This is a genomic window from Kitasatospora sp. NPDC001119, from assembly GCF_053598475.1.
This window is the reverse complement of sequence record NZ_JBSFKI010000028.1, coordinates 104146-127546: the sequence shown is the minus strand read 5'-3', so window position 1 is coordinate 127546 and position 23401 is coordinate 104146. Positions and strand designations below refer to the sequence as shown.

The window sequence follows — 23401 nt, the reverse complement described above, 5'->3', positions numbered from 1 at the left end:
GGTTACATTCCGAACCCGGAAGCTAAGCCTTACAGCGCCGATGGTACTGCAGGGGGGACCCTGTGGGAGAGTAGGACGCCGCCGAACAATTCTTCAGAAGAACCCCCATCCGGGTCCCGGATGGGGGTTCTTCGCATTTCCGGGCCAGTCGACGGAGGGCTGGTCCGGGGAAAGACACTGCCTCAGGCGAGGTGATCGAATTCGTCGGCCTTGGCGCTGAGAACTGTTGTGAGCAGTTCTGTGGCCGCCGTTCGTTCGGCGATGTCCCAGCCGGCGGAAGGGCCGATGGGAAGGGCCTGCCGCATGCGGGGGTCCGTGATTGCCTGTGCGACGAGCCGTTGGGCGAGCCAGTGGTGGGTCAGCTCTCGGATGGCGAAGGTCAGGTGGAGGGACGTGGCCGCGCCGACCGGGTACGGGGCGTGGATCCAGCCCCGCGGCACCCACAAAGTGTCACCGGGGTGGAGGGTGGTCTCGAAGTCGGAGGGCGCTGTTCGGACGTGGTCTCGCTGTTCGTCGGTGAATCCGGTCTTCGGGAAGCTCAGGTGCTCGGGCAACGGGTTCTCGACGACCGGGCGGTGGATCGGCCAGGTCTTGGCGCCCTCGGCCTGGGCCACGAGGACGGGGTAGGAGTCCCAGTGATGGCTCAGGCCTTGGGCACCGGGTGGGGTCAGGTAGGCGCTGACGTGCATCGGGTGGCCGAGTTCGGCGTGCAGGCCGGCGTGCAGGGCCGAAACCGCAGGGAACACGGCCTGGACGTTCCGCAAGGAGATCGTGTCGCCGTGGTCGTGGCGTTCCCAGATGACGGAAGGGATGATCCGGCCGTCCTCGACATACAGGCTCTGCGGGGTGACCTTGCCGTTCCTGATCAGGACGATCTCGTCGGGCCGGATACACCTCGCGTCGATGGTGCCGCGGATCTCGGACGTGGTCAGCGGCGGGGGTTCGTGCCACCGACCCTGGTTGTTGTGGAACGGGGCGGTCGGCCACGCGGCCAGTACCCGGCTGGGGTCGTCGACGAAGAGGTCCAGGGTCATGGCACTCCAGGAGCGGTGGCGGCCAGGGGATCCGGGCAAGGGATCGAGGGCCAGAGCCGGTTGGGGCAGCAGACAGCGGCCAGGTGCAGGAAGCGCGGGCCGTTCTCGTGCTGCCAGTACGACCACACCACGTCGGAGCCGGCGGTGAGGGCCTCGGTGGCGTGGGCGGCCCGTAGGTCGAGCGCGAGTTGTTCGGCCTGGGCGGGTGGTGGCGGGTGATCCGCGTAGCGGCTCCGTAGCCAGGCCACCGTGTGCTCCGGCGTCGTGAGAGTGGAGGAGAGCAGAGAAGTCGGCTTCAGCAGCCACCAGCCGGTCATCATGGGCGGCATCGCCGAGGTCCTGAAGCCGGCATCGGGTTCGGGCCGTCTCAGGGCCTCGTTCTTGAGCTGCTGCCCGTCCCCCGACCACAGATAGGTGTGCCAGTGCACCTGGTGCCTCCGGGAGTTGGGCCGGGCCGTCCCGAGCACGGCTCGGGACGGCCCGGTGAGGAGACGGTGGGTGCGTCAGAGGGTGATGCCCTCGGCCACGGCGAAGCCGCGCACGAAGCTCACGAGCTCCGCTCGGCTGACCCGGATCGCGCCGTTGACGCCAGGGTTCTCGGAGTGGCCGAGCGCGAACGCGTCGGCGATGCCGGGAACGACGGCGAGGGTGAGGCAGGACTCGTCGTTGTCGGTGCCCTGGTTGCCGCCGCAGAAGGAGCGGAAGGCGATGCCGGTGAGGTCGGCCGCGTAGAGCGCGGTCATGTCCATGGGGTCACAACCCTTCGTCGCGAAACGGTGGGGAGCACGGTTGCCAAACCCCACGCAGGGCGAGGGTTCAGATCGGCCGCGTCACCAGTTTCGCGCGGGTGGTGGAAATCTCCGGCAGGATTTCTGAGGATTTCTCAGATCCAGCTCTCGGCCAGGGACGTGAGGATCCGTCGGGCGTCCGCGTCGTAGAGGGCGCTGGGCGCCAGCAGGTCGAAGACCTTGCGGTACTGCACGACTTCCTCGGGCAGGCTCAGCCGCAGCTCGGCGCTGATCACCTCGACCACGACGCGTTCATCGTCGAAGATCCAGAATCCGTGGGCGGGGGACACCGGAAGTCGGGTGCGGAACGGAACGATGCCCAGGCGTACCGCGGGCAGGGTCGTGGCGGAGACCAATCGATCGATCTGCGCGCGCATGACCTCAGGCGAGGCGGTGCCGTAGCGGAGCACGGCCTCGGTGAGGAGGATGTGCCAGCGCCGGTTGCCGGGGGAGTAGAGGACTTCCTGACGGGCGAGGCGGCCGGCTACGGCGGCATCGGTGTCCGGTGGGCTGTCGTTGAGTCGGGCGTGCTCGCGGAAACGGGCGGCAGCGTAGTCCGGGGTTTGGAGAAGCCCGGGAACCCAGCAGGGTTCGAAGGCGCGGATGGTCTGCGCAGTCGCTTCCATGTCGGCCCAGGACTGCTGGACGGCCGCGTGACCGTGTTGAAGCTCGTGGCGCCACCGGGCATAGCGGTCGTCGAGGTCGCGGAGCAGGATGACGAGTTCGTTGGCGGCTTGAGGATCGCCGCAAGCGCTGGTCCACACCTGGATGTCAGCGATGGTGGGGGTCTGGCGCCCGAGCTGGAGCTTGGAGACCTTGCTGGCGGGCCACCCGAGGCGGCCCGCCAGGGTACGCCCGTCGATCTCGGCCGCGGTACGGATCGCACGCAGGCGACGGCCGAGCTCTTGGCGGGCTTCGTGAATCCCCTGTCTTGCGATGCTCAACGCGGCGGATGCTCCTTGACGAACTCCTCGTACCGACGGGCGTGGTGGAAGGCGGCATCGAGCCAGCGGGCGTGCTCGACGACGACTGCCGGGTCCGTGACGATCTCGGCTCCGAGCATCGTCCCGGCGTCGGTGAAGTGCAGGATCGCCAGTGTATGCGAGTCGAACAGCCAGAAGTCCCGGTCGGGGAGGACCAGGTCGTCGGCCAGGGAACGTTCGAGGTAGCGGATGTCCTCGCCCGCGCGGGTGTTCTCCCTGGCGAGGAACAGCTCGTAGCGGAGATAGTCCGTCAGTTTCGCTGGGACCACGCGCACACGGGCGACGGTCCTGCCCGCCGTGGTCTGCCGGCGCATGGTGTCCAGCCAGGGCGCGAACCAGCCGAGATCGACGTCCGAACCGCTCAGGAACTGGTCGAAGGACTCCCGTTCGTCCTCGATGTCGTAGTGCGTGCGGGTCTCCAGGCGGCGTGCCGTGTGGGCGAAGTCCCGGAAGAGTGCGTTGAAGTCATCCCCCGTGAGCAACTCGGAGGGTGAGGGCTGCGGCTGCCTGGGTGCGAACCGCTCCAAGAGCTGACGGGGGACCTCGACGGCGTCCTCGGTCGGAGCGAGGTCGCGGAGATCCTGGCGTGCGGGGTCGTCCGGGGCGATCCGCCAACCTTGTACGACGTAGGTGTGGCGATCGGTCTCGTAGACCGCTGGGCAACCGCCGCCACCGCTGGTGCTGCCCACGAACCGCAACTTCATGGTTGCTCCTTCTTGGAGAAATTTCTCCAAGTTTCCTGAGACGGCAGTCGCGTTGGGAAGGCCGGAACCAGCCAACAGTGCGGGCTGAAACGAGGTCCGCCCGCTCGTTGGAGGCCAACGAGCGGGCGGGGATCAGCGGCAGGGCTCGTGCTTGCTGGTGGGCTCCGCGAACAGCGCTGCGGGTGCTGCGAGTTCGGTCAGTGCCAGCCGGTCCGGTGCGCGATCCATGTCCGGCCGATGGCGGCCATGGAGGCCTGGTAGCCGCGCAGGTACGGCACCCCCGGCGGGGCCGGGAGCCCGGAGTTCAGCTCCCAGTAGCCGGCCTGGGCCACCGCGAACGAGGTGATCGCGTCCGGCGGGGCGGCGGCCCACGAGGCCACGGGTGCGAGCAGGGCTTCGGCCTGGGCCGGGGTGTGGCCGGCGCGGATCAGCTGGGTGACGAGGAAGGCCGGGTCGATCCAGGCGGCGCCCTGGTGGAGGTAGGCCCAGTCGATGGCGAGGGCGTCGTCACCGCGCATGAGCATGTTGTCGGCGCGCAGGTCCGCGTGGAGGAGGCAGACCCCGGCGGATGCGGCGTGCCAGTCGTGCTCGACGGCCGCGAGCCGCTCGATGTGCCGGGTGGACCACGGGTCGAGCTCGGCCTGCTGGTCGGCGAGAGCCCGCCAGCTGCGGGAGCCGCCCCCGAGGACGGAGACGATGGACGGGGCGTCGGGGATCGGCGACGGGCTGACCGCCCTGGGGAGTCGGTCGAGCAGCCGGACGACGGCGGGGAGGTCGGCCGACCCGGGGCCGAGGTCGGGGTGGCCGCCGTCGATGTCCTCGAAGGCCATCAGCAGCCATCCGCCGGCCTCCCAGGAGACGAGCATCCTCGGCACGGGGACCTGCCGGGTCAGGCTTCGGTTGATGGCTGCCTCGGTGGCGTACCTCCCGTGGACGGGGTGGTCGGTGGCGGTTCCCTTGAGGAACACGGCTCGGCCGTCGGCGAGGGTGGCGCGGACCGCCAGGCCGGGGCTGAACCCGCCGGCCTGGGTCCGGGCGCCGGTGACCGGTGCGCCGAGGTGGGTCTCGACGGACTCCTGTGCCGGGACGGGGAGTTCATCCCAGGACGGCCTCACGGAGGTAGCGGTGAAGGGATCGTTCGGGGTCACGGTGACTTCCTGCGGCAGAGACAGGGGGCGGGATGGCGGTATCGCCGTCCCGCCCCCGTCGCGTGGTTCAGATGAGGTGGTCGAACTCGCCGGCCTTGGCGCTGAGAAGGAAAACCCGGAGCTTGGTGGTCGAGGTGGTGATGATGGTGGAAGGGTCGTCCGACTCCCGGAGGTAACGGAGTTCGTCGGCTCCGACTGCGAGTTGAACGCAGTTGCCGCCCTCGTTCGATCCACTGAACGATGACTTTTGCCAACGGAGTTCGGACATTGGGCGCCTTTCAAGCTTGCAACAAGTAGAGAAGATGTCGAATGAGTCCCCACGAGTCGCGTGAGGAGGGCGTCGTCAGGGACTGGTCGACAGGCGGCAAGGCCAGCTCGCTCAGCTGGTTGAAGGTCCTACGGTAGATCTCGATCGAATGCTGGTCGCCAAGATACTCGGTGTGGCTTGGGTGATCCACGACGACCGTGGAGAGCGCCTGGGCTCCGGGATCGAATAGCACGAACGGGCCGGTGGAGGGCGGCTTCTGCGCGGCGGTGAACGGCAAGACTTGAATGCTGATGTTCGGCAGCTCAGAGATTTCCAGCAGGTGCACAAGCTGCTGCCTCATGACTGCATCGCCAGGGAATCGCATTCGCAACGCTGTCTCATGGATGACGAATCGGAACTCATGGCGTGGCAAGTCTGTGAGAATGCGCTGCCGTTGCTTTCGGAACTCGATCTCGGCTTCGACATCCAACTTGCGATGCTGGTCGGCATCTTCGAAGATCGCTTCGATGTAGGCAGGCACCTGGAGAAGACCAGGGACGTAGAACGTCTCGAAGTTGTCCATCGAGGCTGCGCTGTGATCGGCTTCTGCGAGATCAAGTAGCAGGGTCGGAACCCGGTCGGCGAAGTTGGTCCACCAGCCCTTCCCACTGCTCCGCCCCATATCGGCGAGCTTTGCGCGGTAGGCCGGGTCTGTGCAGCCGTACGCATCGAGCCAGGTCTCAAGGCGTTCGGAGTTGAGGGTGATCCGCCCGGCTTCGGTGTGGCTCACCGCCGGACCCTTCATCCCCACAAGCGCGCCGGCCTCCGGCGCGGACAACCCGGCTGCCGTGCGCAGGCGTTGCAGTTCCTCGCCGAAACGCCGTTGACGCTGGCTGATCGGCCCCTTGTATGCCACTGGCGGTCCCTCCTCGTCGGTGAAGTGTTTCGCATGGGGTGGGTGGCTTGCCAGCGCGATTGTATGCATCGTTGCTAGTTCGATTGCATGGATGGCATCCGATCCCCTACCGTCAGTGTTGCACCGATCACACGGTGAAGCGTCACCTTCGTCGATTCCCCTCTTCCTCCCTTGGGGTCTCTCATGCGTGCCTGCAACCTTCCGGACTGCTCCACCGCTCGTAGCGAGCTCTCCGACCTCCTCGCCTCGGCCGGGTGGCGACCGTCCGTCATCGCCGACGCCGAACTCGCCCTCCACGAAGTCTTCGTCAACGCCTGGCGGCACGGGGGCACCCCTGCGCCCATGGTCGTGCTGGCCCTCACCGGCCCCCGTCTGCGGGTCTCGGTCGCGGACAACAACCCGATCTTCCCCACCGTCCACCTCCCCACGGACCCGCTCGCCCCCTCCGGCCGGGGCCTCTTCCTCGTCCGTGCCCTCACCCACCGCCTCGGCGCCGAACCCCGCAAGACGGGCAAGGTCGTCTGGTTCGAACTGGAGGCCTCCGCGTGAACCGTCGCCGCTTCCCCATGCAGCCCACCGACCCCCGCATCCGGGGCTACACCGAGGACCAGGTCCGCATCCTCCTCGCCGAACTCCAAGAGCGCGGCCGCGCGTTCGGCCTGATCTTCCCCTCCGCCACCACGGACACGACCATGGACGGCCGCGTCCTGGTCGCCTTCAACACGGCGCCGGCCTCGACGCTGATGAACCTCCTCACCCTCCTCTTCGACGCCGACCGCGAGCGCTCGTGCGGTTCCTGATCGCCGCCGCCTTCCTCTCCCTCCTCGCCCTGGCGTTCGCCACCGTCGCCCCGGGCGTCGTCACCACGCTCAAGCTTGCAAGGCCCGACCAAGAGGAGACCTGACGTGCCCGACCCCGTCCTCGACCCGGCCGCCGACCCCGACGTCCTCAACGCCCTCGCCGCCACCCACTACGCCGTGGCCGCGGCCTTCAACGCGCTCTTCGGCGTCGCCGTCGCCCCGCCCGTCCCCGACGACTTCGACTGGCCCAAGCTCGAGAACTTCGTCCACGACCTCGGCTTCGCCGCCGACGACTCCGACACCGCCCTCAACCTCTACCGGCTGCTCTTCGCCGTCCAGCGCGTCGCCTACCGCGAGGCCGCCGGCCGTAACTCGCCCTGGCAGGCGACCCGGTTGCACCCCCGGGTCGTTTACGGAGGAGCGGGGCCGCAGTAGAGGTTCGTACCGGAGCCACCTGGCAGCATGTCCCCATGGACACAGTGGACTTCGGCGACTTCGGCGACTTCGTCGTTCGGCGCGGCACCGACGCGGACGCGGACGGGCTGACCGGTATCGACTCGGTCGCCCTCGAAGGCGACGAGGAGCGGGCGGCGGGCATCCGGCGGTGGTGCCGGCAGGCCCCGGGCCCGGTGCTCGTGGCCGAAGACGCGTCCGGGCTCCTCGGCTACTGCGTCACCGAGTACACGTTCTTCGAGCAGGGCTTCGTCACGATGCTGATGGTCTCGCCCGCCGCGCGCGGCAGGGGCGTCGGCCGCCGGCTGCTGGACGCCGCGGCGGCCTCCTGCGAGACCCCGAAGCTGTTCACCTCGACCAACGTCTCCAACCAGCCGATGCGACGGCTCCTGCACCGGGCCGGGTGGCAGCCGGTCGGCCTCGTCCAGGGCCTCGACGAGGGTGATCCGGAACTGTTCCACCTGTACCGGCCGCAGGCGTCCCGGCCGGGTCCTCCCTCGCGGACAGCGGCCGAGGCCGAGTCCGAGGCGGCGGCCCGCCTCGACAGCGCCTGGGAGTGGTGGAGCGCCGCCATCGAGGACGCCCAGGAGGGCCACTGGATCCGTACCCCCGTCGAGCGCCGGGTGATGGACGACCTCGCCGCCGCGACCGTCGGACTCGGGTACCTGGACCCGTCCGTCGAACTCCCCCTGCGCAACCGCCTCTGCCGCATCGCCACCTGGGCGGGCGCGGTGCGGCTCGCCGCCCGGGCCGGTGGGTGGGAGCTCGCCCCCGTCACCGGAGCGGCCCCGCCCCGCCCGGCGGGGATGGCCGAACTGCTCTCCGCCGTCCACGCGGTGGGGGAGCAGGGCGCGGCCTGGCTGCGGCGGCTCCCCGCCGACGGGCCGCCACCGCCCCGGGCGCTCGCCGGGTGCGAGACCTTCCTGTTCGGCCCGGGCTCGGCGGAGGACCTCCGCCAGTTCTTCTACGACTGAGGGCCCGGAGCACCCCGGAGCCACCCGGCCGATCAGGTGCGGGAAAACGGTTGGCCGGAGCTTGCCGGCCCCTGGTAGAACGTGGGCCGATGGGCATCCAGGAACGTGACCGCAAGGTGTACCGGCCGCTGTACCGGGCCGGTCTGCAGGTGATCCCGGACGCCGCACCGGCGGGCACGGTGCCCTTCGTCCGCGGCTACGACCGGGAGGACGTGGCCGGAGGGTTCTCCCACCGGTACGAGACCCCACGGCTGGTCGAGCGGCTCAACGCGGACTGGTACGACCTCGCGGTCTCCTCGGGCCTCTTCGACCACCGGCGCGAGTTCCTCGTGCAGCTCCCGCAGGGCACCCGTTCACACCAGGAACGGCTGCGACACATGCACGGCCGCAGCCACGCACCGGCGCAGTGGACCCGGGTCCGGCTCCTGGACCGCTGGGACATCATGGGCCGAGCCGCGGCATCGGCGTTCCTCGGCGTGCGCTCGGGCCACCCGGGCTTCGGCATGATGGCCCTGGACGGCGGCGTGTACGTCGGCGCCTCGACGGGCGAGACCGGCATCGACGTGCTCGCGGTGCGCGACCCGGACCGCTCGGAGAACGTCCTGCGACACCTGGAGTGGATCGCGCGTCACGACGGTCGCTCCTCCAACCGCGAGGAACGACAGCGTGCCGCCGCCTGGCTCGCCGCCCGTTCGCGAGGCCTTCCGGTCCGCTGACTGCGAGGCCGTGCGGGCGCGTGGACACCCCTGCGGTCATTGGAACTTCCACAGCTGGCTCGCGAGGTTGTCGGTGCAGGTGGTCATGGTGATGGGCTTGCCCTGCGCGCCGGCGGTCATGCAGTTGGTGCCGTCGCCCAGGGTGTACCCGCCCGAGGCGGCGGGCTGTACGGTCCACCGGTACGCGAAGTCGAGGCCGTTGCCGAGGGTCACCGCGTTGTTGAAGGGGGCGCCCCTGATCAGGCGGTAGCCTGCGGAGTTGCAGGCGTGGTACTCGTTCCAGTTGTCGTAGCTGACGACCCAGCCGTACTGCGTGGCGCCGCCCAGGACGACCGGGTTGCTCGCGTTCAGGTTGTCGTTGGCCAGCCCGATCGGCAGGCCGGACTGGACACTGATGATGCGCGTCCAGTTGGTTCCGCCGCACTCCGCGGGGCGGGCCGGGGACTCCGGTGGCGGGGCGCTGCCGCCGCCGGGCTGTGCGGTGGTCCCGCCGGGGGAGTTCTGCGGCGGAGGCTGTGGGGCGGGGTTGTTGGTCACCGGGGGTTGCGGGGCGGGGGTGTTGGCCGGTGTCTGGCGGGGCTGGGTGCCTCCGTTCTGTCCGGCGGTCGTGCCGCCGCTGTTCGCGCCTCCGCCGTTGCCCGCGTTCGTACCCCCGTTGCCGCCGGAGGAGGCCGGCGGCACGGGCCGTTGCTGCTGCGGCGTCTGCTGGTCGGGGGTGGTCCCCGGCAGCTGATCGCCCGCCGGGGTGGCGGCCGGGTTCTCGACGGGGGCACCGGTGTCCGGGACACCGGTGCCCCCGGGCGGCGGGGCGGTCACGGCGGTGGTCGACCGGCTTCCGGGCGCGGCGTCGGCGCTGAACGGGTTGCGGTCGACCAGCAGGGCGCCCGCCGTACCCAACGAGACGATGACCGGGATGATCACCGGCACCAGCAGGCGGCGCCGCCGTGAGCGGCGGCGGCTCTGCTCGGCCGTCTGCTGAGGGTCCGCTTGGACGACCGGGGACACCTTCACGACCAGTTCGGCTGAGGGGACCGGCTCGCTCCGCGGAGCGGGGCCCGCACCGCCCGCCCTCGGGGCGCTCTTCCACAGCCTGACCGGCCGCTGTGCGGCCTCACCGACCGGCAGCCCGACCGCCGCCCGTGCCGCCGCCGCCATCTCGGCGGCGCTCTCGTACCGGTCCTCCGGCGCCTTGGACAGCGCCTTGGCGACCAGCGCCCGGACGGCCGGCGGGAAGGTGTCCGGCAGCTCCGGCGCCGGCTCGTTGACGTGCTTGTACGCGACCTGCATGGCGCGGCCGCCCTCGAACGGCAGCTTCCCGACCAGCAGTTCGTAACAGACGACCCCCATCGAGTAGAGGTCGGCGGCGGGTGTGACGGGGTTGTCGGGAGAAGGGTCGACCTGTTCGGGGGAGGCGTAGGAGGCGGTGCCGATGAATCCGTTCGACGTGGTGAGTTTGGAGTCGGCGATCGCGAGGGCGAGGCCGAAGTCGGCGACGAGCACGGCGCCGTCCTCGCGCACCAGCAGGTTGGACGGTTTGACGTCGCGGTGGACGATGGCGGACTGGTGGACGGCCTGGAGGGCGTCCAGTGCGGTGGCCACCATGGCCAGGGCCCGCTCGGGCGGCATCGGCCCTTCGTCCTTCTGCACCGCGCTGAGCGGCCGGCCCTCGACCAGGTCCATCACGATGTAGGCGTAGCGCGGGCCGGTGCCGGCGCCCTTCGGGCCGTCGGCGCCGTCCGTACTGTCGGTGCTCTCCGTGCCGTCGGTGCCCTCCGCACCGCTCTCCCCGTAGTCGTGGACGCCCACGACGCCCGGGTGGCCGATTCCGGTGACGGCCTTCGCCTCCCGGCGGAAACGCTCGGTGGCGGTCGGATCCTCCAGCAGGCCCGGGTTGAGCACCTTGACGGCGATGTCCCGTTCCGTGACGGCGTCCCGGGCGCGCCAGACCGTCCCCATCCCGCCACGGCCGAGCTGCTCCAGCAGCCGGTACCGGTGGTTGAGGACGGTGTCCTTGTCGATCATGCCCCTACCCCCTGGTGTGTCATGACCCCGCCCCCGGAAGGGCGTCGGTGCACAGTGTGTGCCAGACGGCGAGGCAGCCTCAATGGTCTTTTTACACACGGGGGTTGAATGTTTCGGAACTGTCGCGCGGGGCGGCTCCGGCCGGGCAGGGAGCCGGATCCCGCAAGGACACCCCGGGGTGCCTGGCTCGTGGCGGAGCAGCGCCGCGCGGCCCCGGCCGGAGGAAAACCGAAGGACAGCCCGGGCCGGTCTCCGGTACGAAGACCTGGTGAGACTGCGAACGAGGATCCACCGGGTGCGGCTCGGCCGGGACGAGTACCGGGTGGTCACCCCGGCGCGGCAGACCGCCGGGGCCCTCCTGTACGCCGGCCCGGGCAGCACGTACATGCACCTGCACCTCGACCGGCAGGGCGCCGAGGACCTGGCCACCGCCTGGGCCCTGGCGGCCCGCTCCCGGCGCTCCCTGGTGCACCTGCCGCTGCGGGCCAACGCCGGTCCGGCCGGGCTGGGCGACGTCCCGTCCGAGGACCGGCTGGATCTCCTGCTGGTCCACCACAGCCTGGGCTTCCCCGCGTCGCGCTGGAAGGAGGTCCGGGCGCGGCTCGGCGCCGGGACGCCGCACACCGTCGACCTGCCGGTGACGGACTTCCCGTCCGACGAGGAGATCGACTACGAACGCCACCACTTCGCCGGCTGGCGGGACCGGCTCCGCTTCTCCGGGGCCGCCCACACGCTGGTGGTCACCGGCAGTCCCACGGCCTTCCGCTGGTCGGGCTCCCAGCTCCACGAGTTCACCCGCGAGGCCCCCGGGTGGCGCTTCGGGTGGCGCCCCGACGAGCACTACTGCATCGAGCTCGACCACGAGGGCTGGGGCTCCGGGCGGGCGGCCAAGGGCGTTCCGGCGAGCCTGCACATCGTCTACGCCCACCGCTGGCAAGCCGGGTGAGCAGGAAGTCGGCCCGGCCGACTTCCTGCTCCGCCCCGCCTCACTCCTTGGGCGCGAGCGGGGTCAGCGGCAGGGCGACCCGGCTCTCCCAGGCCTGCTCCAGTGCGCGGGTGAACGTTTCCGCGGGCTGGGCGCCCGAGACGCCGAGGCGCCGGTCCAGGACGAAGAACGGCACGCCCGTCGCCCCCATGGCGCTCGCCGTGGTCTCGTCCTCGCGCACCGCCTCCGCGTAGGCCTCCGGGTCGGCCAGGACGGCCGCGGCCGCCTCGCCGTCCAGCCCGGCCTCGACCGCCAGCTCGACCAGCCGGCCCTCCTCGAAGGCCGACCGCTCCTCGGCGAAGTTCGCCCGGTACAGCGCGTCCAGCAGCTGCCCCTGCCGGCCGTGCTCCTCGGCGAAGTGCAGCAGCCGGTGCATGTCGAAGGAGTTCGCCGCGTCGCGCCCCTCGCGCAGGTACGGCAGGCCCTCGGCGTGCGCGTTCTCGGCGATCCGGGCCTCCGCCGCCTCGGCCTGCTCCAGGCTCATCCCGTACTTGGCGGCGAGCAGCGGCACGACCGGACGGGCCTCGTGCGGCGCCCTCGGGTCCAGCTCGAAGGAGCGGTGGACGACCTCCACCTCCTCGCGGTGCGGGAACGCCGCCAGCGCCTGCTCGAACCGGGCCTTGCCGATGTAGCACCAGGGGCAGTTGATGTCGGTCCAGATCTCCACGCGCACGGCGCCGCACTCCTTCCAGCTTCGCGGGGACCTCCCGCGCCTGCTCCTGCCGGAACGCCTCCGTCCACCTGAATATTTCTCTCACTGAACTATTCGGGCCGGCCGGTCGGCGACCCCCTGCCTCAGCGCCGGTCCCAGGCCTCGCGCTGGGCGGGCACCGTGGGGATGACGGCGACGGCCTCGGCGTAGTGGCCGTGCCTGGTCAGGATCTGGGCGATCGCCCGGTGGGCCTCGCGCTCGGTGGACGACCGGAGCAGGTCGAGGGCCTCGTCCGGCCGGCCGTCCAGATCCAGCAGCCAGGCCAGCGTGGTGTCCCACTGGTCGGGCTCCCGCTCGCTCAGGGCCCGAGCCCCCGCGATGCCCTCGGCGTAGCGCCCGGCCTTCGCGAGCAGGCGCAGCCGGGTGTAGCCCAGGACGTCGGCATGCGCCTCGACGTACGCGGCGCCGAGGCCGTCCACGAGCTCCAGCGCCCGCTCCGGGCTGCCCGCCCTGATCAGCAGGTCGATCGCCTCGTGGAGGAGGTTCCCTTCGGCGTCCTCGTACGTGGGCCGTCCGACGTCGACGACCTCGTCGAGGCGTCCCTGGCGGGCCAGGAAGGCCATGAGGCGTCGGCGAGTGTACTCGGCGTCTGTTGCCAGGGCCTCGTGCAGGACGGCTTCGGCCTCCCGGAGCTCGCCCTGCTCCTCCAGCGCCTTCGCGTACTGGTTCAGGGCGAGCCCCACGTGCTCGCCGGTGGCCAGCTCGCGCAGCTGCTCGAACCGGCCCTGGTCGGCGAGGAGTTCCGCGTACCGCCAGGCGACGCCCGGGACGGCGGGCAGGACCGGGCCCAGCCGCCGGATCGCCTCGTCCGCCCGGCCCATGCGCTCCAGGACGCGGCTGTACTTCACCAGCACCTCCGACGGCTGGTGCCGGCACTCGCGCCGACCCCCGGCCGCGGAGCACCGGCAGTCCGCCGTGCCGCCCAGGGCCCGTTCGGCGCACGGGGCGAGCAGTTCCAGGACGCGGGCGTCACGGTTCTCCCCCCTGGTCAGATCGACCAGGGACTCCAGGATCCAGGGCTCCCCGAGGTGGGGCGTGAGCACCTCGATGGCCTCGTCCACCCGCCCGGCCTCCACCAGCGCCCCGGCGAACCAGCGGCAGTCGAACGCCGACTCCAGGCCGGCCGCGTCCGGACGCACCAGCGCCAGCCCCTCCTCGATCCGGCCCTGCCGGACCAGGATCGTGGCGGACTCCCGTACGGCGAACGGCCAGCCGACCGCGACGAACGGCTCCAGGACCGTCAGGGCCCGTTCGAACTCCCCCACCGCGCACAGCTCACCGACCGCCACCTCGGCGCAGAACCACTCACCGCGGTCCCGTGCGGTCTCGATCAGCAGCTCCAACTGCCCCTGTCGGGCCAGGTATTCCGCCATGGCGGGCTCTATCCCGCCGTCGAACTGCCGCTGCCACGCGAGATCGTCAAGATTCACCGGGCCAGGCTAGGCGACGGGGCGACGTCCTGCCCGGAGATAATCGACGGATGCCCGAAACCTTCGTTGACCTGGGATTCGTCACCGCGCCCTCCGGGGTGGTGGTGCTCGGCATGGCCACCTGGATCGACTACTGGCGGGAGCTGGGGGATCCGTTGCCGGTGCGGGCCGCGGCGGCGGCGAAGACGGGAGGCGGTCACCTGCGGGACGAGGAGTGCGAGGCGGTCGCCGTCCCGGCCGCCGCCGACCGGCCGCTGGCGGTGCGGGCCACCACCGAGCCCTCGGCCTTCGACGAGGAGCCGACGATCGCGACGCTGGAGATCGCCCTCGGCCTGCCCTGGCCGGAGGGTGCGGAGGGCCCGGTACTGCTCGGGGACCTGCCGGTCGACCGGAGCGGCATGGTGGTCGGCGACGCCGTCGGGCTGGACGCGTGGACGAGCCTGGACGACGAACCGGCCGACGGGCTCGCCGACCTCTCCTACTGGGGCCGGTACGAGCAGGAGGCGCACGAGCGGTTCGGCGGCGAGCGGATGCCCTCGTACGAGGGTGACGGGGGCCCGTACGGGTGGCTCGACCTCCCGGTGGCGGAGGCGGTCGCGCTGGAGGCCGAGATCGGCGCTTGGCGGGGCGGCCTGCCCGGCAGGGGAGTGGCCACCTCGGTGGAGAAGCACGTCGACTACTTCACCTTCCGGCGGGCCGGCCTGCACCACCCGCTGCGCGTGGGCGCGATCGAGGTCGGCGGCTGCCAGGTGCTCGGGATCGACTGGTGCCAGGGCGACCACGCGGTCCGGCACCACGGCGGGCGGGACTGGGGCCAGGCCTTCCCGGTCACCCTCGAAGCCGACGGGGCGGGCGGGACGGTCCTGCGCTGGACCATCCCGCCCTACGGCGAGGACGAGGACGAGGACGAGGGAGACGCCTGAGGGGGAGGCCCGCCGTGTCCGGCTACGGGGCCGGGACCCAGCCCGGGACGGTGGGCAGCACCGTCTCGGCGAGCCGGGTCAGGGTCGCCTCGTTGGGCGTCAGGCCGTCGTCGCGGAAGACGACGACCTCGAAGGCCCGTCCGCCGGGCGCCGCCGGGTCCTGGGCGACGACGATGTTCCGCGTGGCGGGGCCGAGCTTCCCGCCGGGGATGACCGATGTCGCGTTGGACCAGTAGGTCGCGGCGGGGTGGCCGAGGACGGTGGCCGGCCAGGTGTAGACCCGCCGCATGTCGCGCGTGTCCTCGAGCGAGGTGCTGCTGTCCAGCAGGCTCACGACGGTGTGGGTGAGCCGCACCTCCGCCATGACGTCCGTGCCGAAGGTGATCGGCGCCGGCTGTGCGACGGTGACGCGGTCCTCGGGCGTGCCCAGCAGGGCCGGGAGGTCGGGGCGGTTGAGCGCCGCGCAGAGCGCCGGGTAGCCCGGCTTGTCGGTGGGGCGGGGCGCGGCGCACTCGGCCGGCTTTCCGGGGCCGCCCGGCTCGTGCCCCGGCTTCGGGAGGTGGAGGAACCCCAGCCCCCACAGGCCGCCCAGGAGGGCGACGGCCAGGGCCGCCGCGGCCGCCGTCCGGAGGCCCGGTCGGCCGCCGCGCTTCCGGGCGCCGGCGCCGGTGCCGGTGCCGTCGGCGGTGCCGGTCGTCGCGTCGCCGTCGGTCGTTCCGGCGATGTCGGCGATGTCGGCTGTGGTTGCGGCGTCGGTGGTGTCGGCCGCGTCGGACGCCATTCCTGGATCCCCCCGTTCGAGTGGCCCGCCCCGGGCACCCGAGGGCCCCATGAGCCGGGCCGATGGTAGCGCCGGCCGTGGTGCCGGGCGGATCAGGCCCGGGCCGACCGGTTCTCCGCCGTCGGGTCCCAGAGCCCGGCGGCCTCGCCGCGCTCCAGGTGGTCGGCGTAGACGGCGGTCTTCCAGGCGATCAGCGAGCGGCACTCCTCCAGCTCCCGGATCCGCTCGTCGACCCGCTGCCGGTGGGCGTCGAGCAGCCGCAGCCGTTCGGCCTCGTTGCCCGGGCCCTGCCGGACCAGTTCGGCGAAGCGGCGCAGGTCGGCGAGCGGCATGCCGGACTCGCGGAGCCTGACGCAGATCTCCAGCCACCGCACGTCCAGCACGGCGTACCGCCGCCGCCCGCCCGCCGTGCGCCGCACCGGGCCGACCAGCAGCCCCTCGCGCTCGTAGAAGCGCAGGGCGTGCACGCTGAGCCCGGTGCGTTCGGCCACCTCGCCGATGCTGAGTTCCGTCATGGCGTCAGAGCATAGGAAGAACGCGGGAGTCGGGCTTGATCTAGACCGCGCTCCACTTCCTACGGTCATCGCCATGACCACCACTCAGCTCCAGTACCAGCAGCAGCCGATCGGCTCGCCCTTCTCCGCCGCCACCACCGCCGAGGAGGTCCTGGCGGGCCTCGACCTCTCCGGCCGCACCGCCGTCGTCACCGGCGGCTACTCCGGCCTCGGCCTGGAGACCACCCGGGCACTGGCCGCCGCCGGGGCCGAGGTGATCGTCCCGGCCCGCCGCCCGGACACCGCCCGCGCCGCGCTCGCCGGAACCGGGAGCCGGATCGTCCCGATGGACCTCGCCGACCCCGCGAGCGTCCGCGCCGCCGCCGGGCTGGTCCGCGAGACCACGGACCGCCTCGACCTGCTGTTCGCCGTGGCCGGCGTCATGGCCACCCCCGAGCGGCGCGTCGGGCCGGGCTGGGAGGGGCAGTTCGCCGTCAACCACCTCGGGCACTTCCTGCTCGCCTGCGAGCTGTACCCGCTGCTGGCCGCCGCCCCGGACGGCGCCCGCGTCGTCGTCAACAGCTCGGCCGGGCACTTCCTGACGGACATCCGGCGGCACGACCCGCACTTCCGCACCGGCTACGACAAGTGGCTGGCGTACGGCCAGTCCAAGACCGCCAACGCCCTGTTCGCGGTGCACCTCGACGCGCTCGGACGGGCGGACGGCGTCCGGGCGTTCGCGCTCCACCCCGGGAAGATCATCACCGGGCTCCAGCGGGAGATGACCCGGCAGGAGCAGGTCGAGCGCGGCTGGGTGGACGAGCGGGGCACCGTGATCGGCGCGGACTTCAAGTCCCCTTCCCAGGGCGCCGCCACCGGCCTGTGGGCGGCCACCTCGCCGCTGCTCGACGGCCTGGGCGGGCTCTACCTGGAGGACTGCGAGGTCGCGCGCCCCGCCGGCCCGGACACCCCGATGGACGACGGCGGCGTCCGCCCGTACGCCGTCGACCCGGACGGGGCGGCCCGCCTCTGGGAGCTCTCGCTGGCCGCGACCGGCGCCACCCCGGTGCCCCGCTGAGCCGCCGAACACGGAGCGGGAAGTCGGCCCGGCCGACTTCCCGCTCCGCGACGGCCCGGAGGCGTCAGGCGGTCAGCTCGGGGCTCCACGTGACGCCCACGTTCCCGGCGCCCCAGTTGACGATGAGCTGGGTCTGGTAGACGTGGCCCGGGGTGGGGTTGGGGACCTGCGTGCCGACGTAGTGGGACCAGCCGAGCCCGCAGCCCGCCATCGTGTCCCACCGGTAGCCGGTGCTCCGGTCGTACAGGACCAGATCGACCGTGCAGTTGGAGTTCGCGAAGTTGGTGTACGCGTCGGCGACCAGGGTGCTCCCGTTGACGCTGACGCACGCCTGCTGGGTGCTGCCGTTGCAGCCGCCGCCCGACGCCGCGAACGCGTTGCCCGCGCCGCCGACGGTGAACGTGCCGGCCAGTGCGGCGGTTGCCAGGGCCAGTGTCGACGCCCGTGCGATCCGCTTCGTGATCATTTTCAGCTCCTCGGAGGGGGCCGGCCCCGGTGGCCGGCAGGTGATCACGGTCGGGGTGGGGCGTGGACAAGCGGTCGACGGGCGGTCGACGTTCGATGAACGGGCTGATCGGCCGCACCGGGACCCCGGGCACCGGGCGGCCGAGGCGCCCGTCAGCAGGAGAGGTTGCCGCCGCCCACGTCGGTGCCCAGGACGCCGACGAACTGCTTGAAGAGGTTGATCCGGTCGTTGCGCTGGTCCGGGTTCTTGCCGTCGCACTCCAGCGCGCCGTTGATGGTGCGGATGGTCTCGCCGAAGCCCTTGTTGTTGACGATGGCGTCGTGCGCCGTCATCCGGCCGGCGCCGTTCTGGGTGTTCCAGAACCAGAGCGCGGTCTTCCAGGACGTCGCCGGGTTCTTCTCGACCTGGTACGGGTCGTGCAGCAGGTCGATGCCCAGGGCGTCGCCGGCCGCCTTGTAGTTGAAGTTCCAGCTCAGCTGGAGCGGCCCGCGCCCGTAGTACGCGGACTGCCCGGCCGGACAGCCGTACGGCTGCGAAGTGTCGCAGTAGTGCGGGTAGTTGGCGGTGTTCTGCTCGACGATGTACTTCAGCCCGCCGGTCTCGTGGCTGACGTTGGCCAGGATGGCCGCCGCCTCGCGCTTGCGGGTCGCGGTGTCGCCGGTGGTGGTGAACTTCGGGTAGGCGCCCAGGGCGTCGGTCAGGCCCTTGTACGTGTAGAAGGCGTTCCGGTTCGGGAACATCTTGTTGAACTGGGCCTCGCTCACCACGAAGGAGCCGGCGGCGGAGGCCGGGGCGGTCTGGCCGGCGACGGCGAGGGTGCTGAGCACGGCGGCGGAGGCCGCCAGCGACAGGGTGCGGGAAAGCTTCATCGGTTTCCTCGTTCCTCGGGTTTCCTTGGCGGGGGCGGCACTTCGCTCGCGAGGGCTCGCGACGGCTCGGGACGGCTCGGGACGGTTTGCAGGGACGCGCAGATTCGCGCAAAAGGTCACAAAGATCCGCGAAGAGTCGCGAAGGGTCTCGACAGCTCGCGAAGGTTCGCGAAGGGCCTCCGCCATCCTGGCGGGCGGAAAGCGTCAAATATGTCCAACGGAGGTCTAAACCACTCGTACGGGTCGTATCCGATCCGGTCGTTGGACGCCGGCCGCCCTCGGGGTGATCGCCGGGCTGTCGGTCGTACCGGATAGCCTCCTTCCGAGTGGGACGGCACAACCGGGGGAGCAGGGGCGCATGAGCGGTCACACCGACGACGAGGGCGCCGAGCGCCTGGCCGCCGAGGGGGAGGTCGCGGTCGCCCGGCTGGCGATCGACTCCGGGGACCTGACGCACGCCGCCGAGCACCTCGGCGACGCGATCCTCGCCGCCCCCCAACTGCCCGAACTGCACGAGGCGCTGGCCGAGTTGTGCGCCGCGGCGGGCGGACCGGCGGCGGCCCGCGAGCTGTTCCCGCTGGACGGCCGGGTGTACCTCGGCACGGCGGTCTGCCGGGCCCACGTGGAGGCCGCGGCGGGGGACTGGAACGCCGCCGTCGGACTGCTCGCCTCCGCCATCCAGGCCGAGCCGGCCCGCCCCTGGGCGCACGCCGCCTGGCTCGCCCGCGAGGACCTGCCCGGCCTGGTCGACCCGGACGCCGTCGCCCAGGCGGTGGCCCGCGCGACCGGCGCGCTGCCCGACCCGCTCCCGGCCGAACCGGCCGAAGCCGTACGGCCGTTCCACGACTTCGTGCAGGCCGTGCTGGACCGCCACGGTGACCACGTCCTGCTGCTGGCGATGGCCTCCGGCCTGACCCGCCGGCTCGGCGACACCGCCCGCGCCGTCGAACTCGCCGACCGGGCGCACCGGTCGGCCCCCGGCTACCTGCCCGCCGTGATGCTCGGCAACGCCCTGCGCTCGGCCGGCCGCCCGGAGCAGGCGCTCGCCGTCTGGGAGGCCGAACTGGAGCGGGTCGCCCCGGACCTCGACGACTCCAACAGCTACCTCGCCGTCGACGTCGCCGAGTTGTACGGCGCGCTCGGCCGCCCCGCCGAGGGCCTGCCCTGGCTGGACCGGGTGCTCGCCGCCGTGCCCGACCACCCCAAGGCCGGCCCGGCCCGGTACGGGCTGCGCCACGCCCTCGACGGCGACCCGGCGCACCTGCTCGCCCTGGCCGACCACCACCGCGCCCACCCCGAACACGGGTACGCCCAGGAGCTGTTGGAGCGGCTGAGCCACCGGGAGCCCTGGCTCGGCCTGGTCTCCGGCGCCACCGAGGCCACCGTCAACGTGCTGCACCAGGTGCTCGCCGCCGCCGACACCAGCCGCGACACCGAGATCGAGTGCACGGCCTCCACCGTGGAGCCGCCCAGCTCGGTGCTGGCCGTCCGGCTCGCGCTGCCGCGCTCCACCGTCCGCTACCAGGCCGTCGGCGAGCCCGACCCCCGGCTGCCGCTGACCGAGCCCACCACCCGGATCTGGGCCTGGGACGGCACCGACCCGCGCCCGGCCGTCGACCCGCCCGCGCCGCAGAGCGCCGAACTCGTCCGGGCCACCGCCGAGATCTTCTGGCCGACCGTCCCCGCCGCCTACGACCACGCCGTCCGGCTGGCCGGACTGCCGCTGGACGACCTGCTCGGCGTCCTGGTCCACCCGCCGGTGCCGCGCGAGGACGACCTCGGCCGCGCCCTGCTCGCCCACCAGCCCGAACTCTGGGTGCGGGCCGTCCAGGTCTTCGCCTGCCTCGGCATCGCCCACCACCGGGCCGACCAGCCCTGGGAGGGCTCCGAGCGCCGCCGGGTGCTGCGCGACCTGCTGCTCGGGCCGGAGGACTGGGTGGTCGAGGCGGCCGGCTTCGCGCTGGTCGCGATCGGCTGGACGCAGCCGCGGACCAGGGCCGACATCGCCGAGCTGCTCCGGCAGCGGCTGCACCACGGCGCCCGGGCCCGCCGCACCCGGGCGGTGACGATCCTGCGCTCGCTGTCCGCGCTGGTGCTCGCCGCGCCCTGGACGTCCGCCGAGGACCGCGCGCTCGCCCGCCACCTGACGGCCCGGGAGGACGCCGCCGACGCGGGGGCGGAGCCGGAGCCGCAGGAGTCGGAGCCACAGGCCGCGGAGCCACAGGCCGCGGAGCCGCAGGCCCCGGCAGCGGCGGCCGCGGAGGAGGAGCCCCGGCGCGGCCGGTTGCGCCGCCTCTTCGGCCGGGGCTGAGGCTCAGTGGGGCGCGGCTAACCCACCCCGGGCAGCGGCTCCTGGTCGACGTCGTACCGGGCGACCCGCTCCGCCGGGTCCCGGCACTCCGGGCCCAGCCGCAGCATCCGCGACTCCGGGTCGTGCAGCGGCCGGTGGCAGCGGCGGCAGGTCACCCGCGGGCGGAGGGTCTGCGCGGTGTCCGTCCCGGGGAGCGTCTCGGGCTCGGCCGGTCCGGAAGGGCCGGGACGGCCGGGAGGGGTGGTCGGGCTGGTCATGGTGAGACGGTAGCCGTCCGCGCCGTCAGGGCCCCCGGCCGGTGCGTGAAACGATGGCCCCATGGCCACCGACCGCAGCAGCGCAGGAGACCCGGCCCGCACCCTGGCCCTGCTCTGGGGGCTCACCGCCGAGGAGAAGCCCGGCCGGCGCGGGCCCCGGCAGGCGCGCTCGACCGGCGAGATCGCCGCCGTCGCGATCGCCCTCGCCGACGCCGAGGGCGTGGACGCCGTCACCATGCGCCGGGTCGCGCAGGAGCTGGGCCTCTCCCCGATGGCGCTCTACACCTACGTGCCGGGCAAGGCCGAGCTGCTCGACCTGATGCTGGACACCGTCTACGCCACGATGCCCCGCAGCACCCCGGCCGGGGAGGGCTGGCGCGCCCGGGTCACCGCCGTCGCGGACGACAACCGGGAGCTGCACCGCGCCCACCCGTGGGTCGCCGCCGTCTCCACCAGCCGCCCGCCGCTCGGGCCCGGCCTGATGGCCAAGTACGAGTACGAGCTGCGCGCCTTCGAGGGCACCGGTCTGCCCGACGTCGACCTGGACGCCGCGCTGACCCACCTGCTCGGCTTCGTCCAGACCTGTGCCCGGATGGCCGCCGACGAGCGCGCCGCCCGGCAGGACAGCGCGATGACCGACGAGCAGTGGTGGGCCGCCAACGCCGACCTGCTCGCCCGGGTCTTCGACGCCGAGCGCTACCCGGTCGCCGCCCGGGTCGGGGCCGCGGCCGGCGAGGCGCACGGCGGCGCGTACAGCCCGGACCACGCCTACGCCTTCGGCCTGGCCCGGGTCCTGGACGGGCTCGCCGCCCTTGTCGCGGAGCGGTAGCCGAGGCCGGCGGCCCGCCCGATCACCGCGGGGAGGCGGCCTCACCGCAGGGCGGCGGCCCGTCCGTCGTACCCCTGGCGCGCCGCCTCGACCTCCGGCACCCGCCGCTCCGACCAGTGCGCCAGCGCCGCGACCAGCTCCGCCGCCTCGCGCCCCAGCGGGGTGAGGCTGTAGTCGACCCGCGGCGGGATCACCGGGTGCGCCTCGCGCAGCACGAAGCCGTCCCGCTCCAGCGTCTGGAGGGTCTGGGCGAGCATCTTCTCGCTGACCCCGGTGACCTTGCGGCGCAGCTCGCTGAACCGGTAGCCGCGCTCGTTCAGCGCGCCCAGGACCAGCACGCCCCAGCGGCTGGTGACGTGCTCCAGCACGCCCCGGGACGGACACATCCGGTCGAAGACGTCGGCGGGTGGCAGCCCGCCGGCCTTCATCTCGCTTACCTTCATGTCAGTACCCTACTTTGAAGTGCGTACTTTCGAAAGGTTAGTGCCACCCCTAGGGTGAGTTCCGAGGCCAGAACCGCAAAACGTAACCCCGAGGAGCTTCACCATGTACGTCGTCACCGGTGCCACCGGCCAGCTCGGTCGTCTCGTCGTCGAGGGCCTGCTGGCCCAGGTCCCCGCGAGCGAGGTGGCCGTCGCCGTCCGCTCCGCCGAGAAGGCCGCCGACCTGGCCGCGCGCGGCGTCGCCGTCCGCGTGGTCGACTACGACAAGCCGGAGACCCTGGCCGGCGCCTTCGCCGAGGGCGACCGGGTGCTGCTGATCTCGGGCAGCGAGGTCGGCCGCCGGATCCCGCAGCACCGGGCCGTCGTGGAGGCCGCCAAGGCCGCCGGGGTCGCGCTGCTCGCCTACACCAGCATTCCCGGCGCGGCCACCTTCCGGCTGGCCGACGAGCACAAGGCGACCGAGGAGCTGATCCTGGCCTCCGGGCTGCCGCACGCGTTCCTGCGCAACGGCTGGTACACCGAGAACTACCTGGGCGACGCGGCCGGCACGGTGGCGCGCGGCGTGGTGCTCGGCAGCGCCGGGGACGGGCGGGTCGCCACCGCCCCGCGCCGGGACTACGCGGACGCGGCGGTCGCCGTCCTGGTCGGCGAGGGCCACGAGGGCCGGGTGTACGAGCTGAGCGGCGACGCCGCGTGGAGCCTGCCCGAGCTGGCCGCCGAGCTGGCGAAGGCCTCCGGCAAGCCGGTCGGGCACCGGGACGTCACCCCGGCCGAGCACCTGGACGCGCTGGTCGGCGCGGGCCTGCCGCAGGGCTTCGCCGAGGCCCTGGTGGACGTGGACGCGGGCATCGCGCGCGGCGAGCTGGCCGGCACCCCGGGCGACCTGGCCCGGCTGATCGGCCGCCCGACCGTCCCGCTGGCCGAGTCCGTCCGCACGGCCCTCGACGCCTGAGACGACGGCTCCCGGCCCCCGGGGCACCCGCCCTGAGCTCCCGGAACTCCGGACGGGTCCAGCATGCAGGCAATGTCATGACCAAA

General features: G+C 72.5%; 28 protein-coding genes and 1 rRNA gene. 12 read left to right on the top strand and 17 right to left on the bottom strand.

From position 1 onward, the window contains the following. Window positions 1-87, top strand: a 5S ribosomal RNA gene (gene rrf / locus ACWDD9_RS30540); the annotation flags it as partial. A 95-nt stretch (window positions 88-182) separates the two neighbouring features. On the opposite strand, the gene ACWDD9_RS30535 is transcribed toward rrf, so the two are convergent. The 8 genes from ACWDD9_RS30535 to ACWDD9_RS30500 all read right to left on the bottom strand — a co-directional run bounded on the left by ACWDD9_RS30535 (window position 183) and on the right by ACWDD9_RS30500 (window position 5820). Further along, entirely contained in the window at window positions 183-1034 is an 852-nt protein-coding gene (locus tag ACWDD9_RS30535; protein WP_449813333.1) for a JmjC domain-containing protein, read from the bottom strand. Then, the gene (locus tag ACWDD9_RS30530; RefSeq protein WP_449813332.1) at window positions 1031-1462 is read right to left on the bottom strand and encodes a hypothetical protein; all 432 of its coding nucleotides are present in this window, start codon (window positions 1460-1462) and stop codon (window positions 1031-1033) included. The genes ACWDD9_RS30535 and ACWDD9_RS30530 overlap by 4 nt, the downstream gene beginning before the upstream one ends. Window positions 1463-1537: 75 nt before the next feature. Continuing rightward, the gene (locus tag ACWDD9_RS30525; RefSeq protein WP_387974753.1) at window positions 1538-1783 is read right to left on the bottom strand and encodes a DUF397 domain-containing protein; all 246 of its coding nucleotides are present in this window, start codon (window positions 1781-1783) and stop codon (window positions 1538-1540) included. A gap of 134 nt (window positions 1784-1917) precedes the next feature. After that, window positions 1918-2766: a Scr1 family TA system antitoxin-like transcriptional regulator gene (locus ACWDD9_RS30520; RefSeq protein WP_449813331.1), complete on the bottom strand. Its 849-nt coding sequence runs from the start codon at window positions 2764-2766 to the stop codon at window positions 1918-1920. After that, window positions 2763-3509 carry a DUF6879 family protein gene (locus tag ACWDD9_RS30515; RefSeq protein WP_449813330.1) on the bottom strand — a complete coding sequence of 249 codons (747 nt, stop codon included), beginning with the start codon at window positions 3507-3509 and terminating at the stop codon, window positions 2763-2765. The genes ACWDD9_RS30520 and ACWDD9_RS30515 overlap by 4 nt, the downstream gene beginning before the upstream one ends. Before the next feature lie 197 nt (window positions 3510-3706). Further along, entirely contained in the window at window positions 3707-4657 is a 951-nt protein-coding gene (locus ACWDD9_RS30510; protein ID WP_449813329.1) for a phosphotransferase family protein, read from the bottom strand. A 67-nt stretch (window positions 4658-4724) separates the two neighbouring features. Further along, entirely contained in the window at window positions 4725-4925 is a 201-nt protein-coding gene (locus tag ACWDD9_RS30505) for a DUF397 domain-containing protein (protein ID WP_380670029.1), read from the bottom strand. Window positions 4926-4935: 10 nt separating this feature from the next. Then, window positions 4936-5820, bottom strand: a complete 885-nt coding sequence (locus ACWDD9_RS30500; RefSeq protein ID WP_375875974.1) for a helix-turn-helix domain-containing protein — start codon at window positions 5818-5820, stop codon at window positions 4936-4938. Between the two features lie 183 nt (window positions 5821-6003). Between ACWDD9_RS30500 and ACWDD9_RS30495 the strand changes: the two genes are divergently transcribed. From ACWDD9_RS30495 to ACWDD9_RS30475, 5 genes are all read left to right on the top strand, one after another. Next, window positions 6004-6369, top strand: a complete 366-nt coding sequence (locus ACWDD9_RS30495; protein WP_375875975.1) for an ATP-binding protein — start codon at window positions 6004-6006, stop codon at window positions 6367-6369. After that, window positions 6366-6620, top strand: a complete 255-nt coding sequence (locus ACWDD9_RS30490; RefSeq protein ID WP_049653135.1) for a hypothetical protein — start codon at window positions 6366-6368, stop codon at window positions 6618-6620. Before ACWDD9_RS30495 ends, ACWDD9_RS30490 begins: the two co-directional genes overlap by 4 nt. Window positions 6621-6725: 105 nt before the next feature. Beyond that, window positions 6726-7055 carry a hypothetical protein gene (locus ACWDD9_RS30485; RefSeq protein WP_449813328.1) on the top strand — a complete coding sequence of 110 codons (330 nt, stop codon included), beginning with the start codon at window positions 6726-6728 and terminating at the stop codon, window positions 7053-7055. Window positions 7056-7090: 35 nt separating this feature from the next. After that, window positions 7091-8047, top strand: a complete 957-nt coding sequence (locus tag ACWDD9_RS30480; protein ID WP_449813327.1) for an N-acetyltransferase family protein — start codon at window positions 7091-7093, stop codon at window positions 8045-8047. A gap of 89 nt (window positions 8048-8136) precedes the next feature. Then, window positions 8137-8763: a hypothetical protein gene (locus ACWDD9_RS30475; protein ID WP_449813326.1), complete on the top strand. Its 627-nt coding sequence runs from the start codon at window positions 8137-8139 to the stop codon at window positions 8761-8763. A 36-nt stretch (window positions 8764-8799) separates the two neighbouring features. Here the strand turns inward: ACWDD9_RS30475 and ACWDD9_RS30470 are convergent, their stop codons facing one another. Then, a complete protein-coding gene (locus tag ACWDD9_RS30470) occupies window positions 8800-10785 on the bottom strand; it encodes a serine/threonine protein kinase (protein ID WP_449813325.1) in 1986 nt (661 codons plus the stop codon). A 268-nt stretch (window positions 10786-11053) separates the two neighbouring features. Here ACWDD9_RS30470 and ACWDD9_RS30465 point away from each other — a divergent pair, with 268 nt between their 5' ends. Continuing rightward, entirely contained in the window at window positions 11054-11731 is a 678-nt protein-coding gene (locus ACWDD9_RS30465) for a hypothetical protein (RefSeq protein ID WP_449813324.1), read from the top strand. Between the two features lie 40 nt (window positions 11732-11771). Here ACWDD9_RS30465 and ACWDD9_RS30460 read toward each other — a convergent pair whose 3' ends face one another. Together ACWDD9_RS30460 and ACWDD9_RS30455 are read right to left on the bottom strand one after the other, a co-directional pair. Continuing rightward, window positions 11772-12443, bottom strand: coding sequence for a DsbA family oxidoreductase (locus ACWDD9_RS30460; RefSeq protein WP_049653142.1), 672 nt, complete (start codon window positions 12441-12443; stop codon window positions 11772-11774). 122 nt (window positions 12444-12565) lie between these two features. Next, window positions 12566-13912, bottom strand: a complete 1347-nt coding sequence (locus tag ACWDD9_RS30455; RefSeq protein WP_449813323.1) for a tetratricopeptide repeat protein — start codon at window positions 13910-13912, stop codon at window positions 12566-12568. 50 nt (window positions 13913-13962) lie between these two features. Here ACWDD9_RS30455 and ACWDD9_RS30450 point away from each other — a divergent pair, with 50 nt between their 5' ends. Then, window positions 13963-14835 (top strand): hypothetical protein, encoded by an 873-nt coding sequence (locus ACWDD9_RS30450; protein WP_449813322.1) that lies wholly within the window; start codon window positions 13963-13965, stop codon window positions 14833-14835. A 22-nt stretch (window positions 14836-14857) separates the two neighbouring features. Here the strand turns inward: ACWDD9_RS30450 and ACWDD9_RS30445 are convergent, their stop codons facing one another. Together ACWDD9_RS30445 and ACWDD9_RS30440 are read right to left on the bottom strand one after the other, a co-directional pair. After that, entirely contained in the window at window positions 14858-15616 is a 759-nt protein-coding gene (locus ACWDD9_RS30445) for a DUF6215 domain-containing protein (protein WP_449813321.1), read from the bottom strand. A gap of 92 nt (window positions 15617-15708) precedes the next feature. Further along, window positions 15709-16131: a MerR family transcriptional regulator gene (locus tag ACWDD9_RS30440; protein ID WP_117489226.1), complete on the bottom strand. Its 423-nt coding sequence runs from the start codon at window positions 16129-16131 to the stop codon at window positions 15709-15711. A gap of 73 nt (window positions 16132-16204) precedes the next feature. Between ACWDD9_RS30440 and ACWDD9_RS30435 the strand changes: the two genes are divergently transcribed. Then, window positions 16205-17188, top strand: a complete 984-nt coding sequence (locus tag ACWDD9_RS30435; RefSeq protein ID WP_449813320.1) for an oxidoreductase — start codon at window positions 16205-16207, stop codon at window positions 17186-17188. A 64-nt stretch (window positions 17189-17252) separates the two neighbouring features. Here the strand turns inward: ACWDD9_RS30435 and ACWDD9_RS30430 are convergent, their stop codons facing one another. Together ACWDD9_RS30430 and ACWDD9_RS30425 are read right to left on the bottom strand one after the other, a co-directional pair. Continuing rightward, the gene (locus ACWDD9_RS30430; RefSeq protein WP_049658920.1) at window positions 17253-17654 is read right to left on the bottom strand and encodes a hypothetical protein; all 402 of its coding nucleotides are present in this window, start codon (window positions 17652-17654) and stop codon (window positions 17253-17255) included. Window positions 17655-17806: 152 nt separating this feature from the next. Next, complete coding sequence (locus tag ACWDD9_RS30425) at window positions 17807-18523, bottom strand: chitinase (RefSeq protein WP_049658918.1); 717 nt, start codon at window positions 18521-18523, stop codon at window positions 17807-17809. Window positions 18524-18881: 358 nt separating this feature from the next. On the opposite strand from ACWDD9_RS30425, the gene ACWDD9_RS30420 reads away from it, so the two are divergent. Continuing rightward, window positions 18882-20834 (top strand): hypothetical protein, encoded by a 1953-nt coding sequence (locus ACWDD9_RS30420; protein WP_449813319.1) that lies wholly within the window; start codon window positions 18882-18884, stop codon window positions 20832-20834. 17 nt (window positions 20835-20851) lie between these two features. Here the strand turns inward: ACWDD9_RS30420 and ACWDD9_RS30415 are convergent, their stop codons facing one another. Then, window positions 20852-21091 carry a DUF6011 domain-containing protein gene (locus tag ACWDD9_RS30415; protein ID WP_049659733.1) on the bottom strand — a complete coding sequence of 80 codons (240 nt, stop codon included), beginning with the start codon at window positions 21089-21091 and terminating at the stop codon, window positions 20852-20854. Window positions 21092-21152: 61 nt separating this feature from the next. Here ACWDD9_RS30415 and ACWDD9_RS30410 point away from each other — a divergent pair, with 61 nt between their 5' ends. Beyond that, window positions 21153-21920 carry a TetR/AcrR family transcriptional regulator gene (locus tag ACWDD9_RS30410; RefSeq protein ID WP_049659734.1) on the top strand — a complete coding sequence of 256 codons (768 nt, stop codon included), beginning with the start codon at window positions 21153-21155 and terminating at the stop codon, window positions 21918-21920. A 41-nt stretch (window positions 21921-21961) separates the two neighbouring features. Here ACWDD9_RS30410 and ACWDD9_RS30405 read toward each other — a convergent pair whose 3' ends face one another. After that, window positions 21962-22363 carry a winged helix-turn-helix transcriptional regulator gene (locus ACWDD9_RS30405; protein WP_074001251.1) on the bottom strand — a complete coding sequence of 134 codons (402 nt, stop codon included), beginning with the start codon at window positions 22361-22363 and terminating at the stop codon, window positions 21962-21964. Window positions 22364-22466: 103 nt separating this feature from the next. Here ACWDD9_RS30405 and ACWDD9_RS30400 point away from each other — a divergent pair, with 103 nt between their 5' ends. Next, window positions 22467-23315, top strand: a complete 849-nt coding sequence (locus ACWDD9_RS30400; RefSeq protein ID WP_049659738.1) for an SDR family oxidoreductase — start codon at window positions 22467-22469, stop codon at window positions 23313-23315. The last annotated feature ends 86 nt before the right edge of the window (window positions 23316-23401 follow it).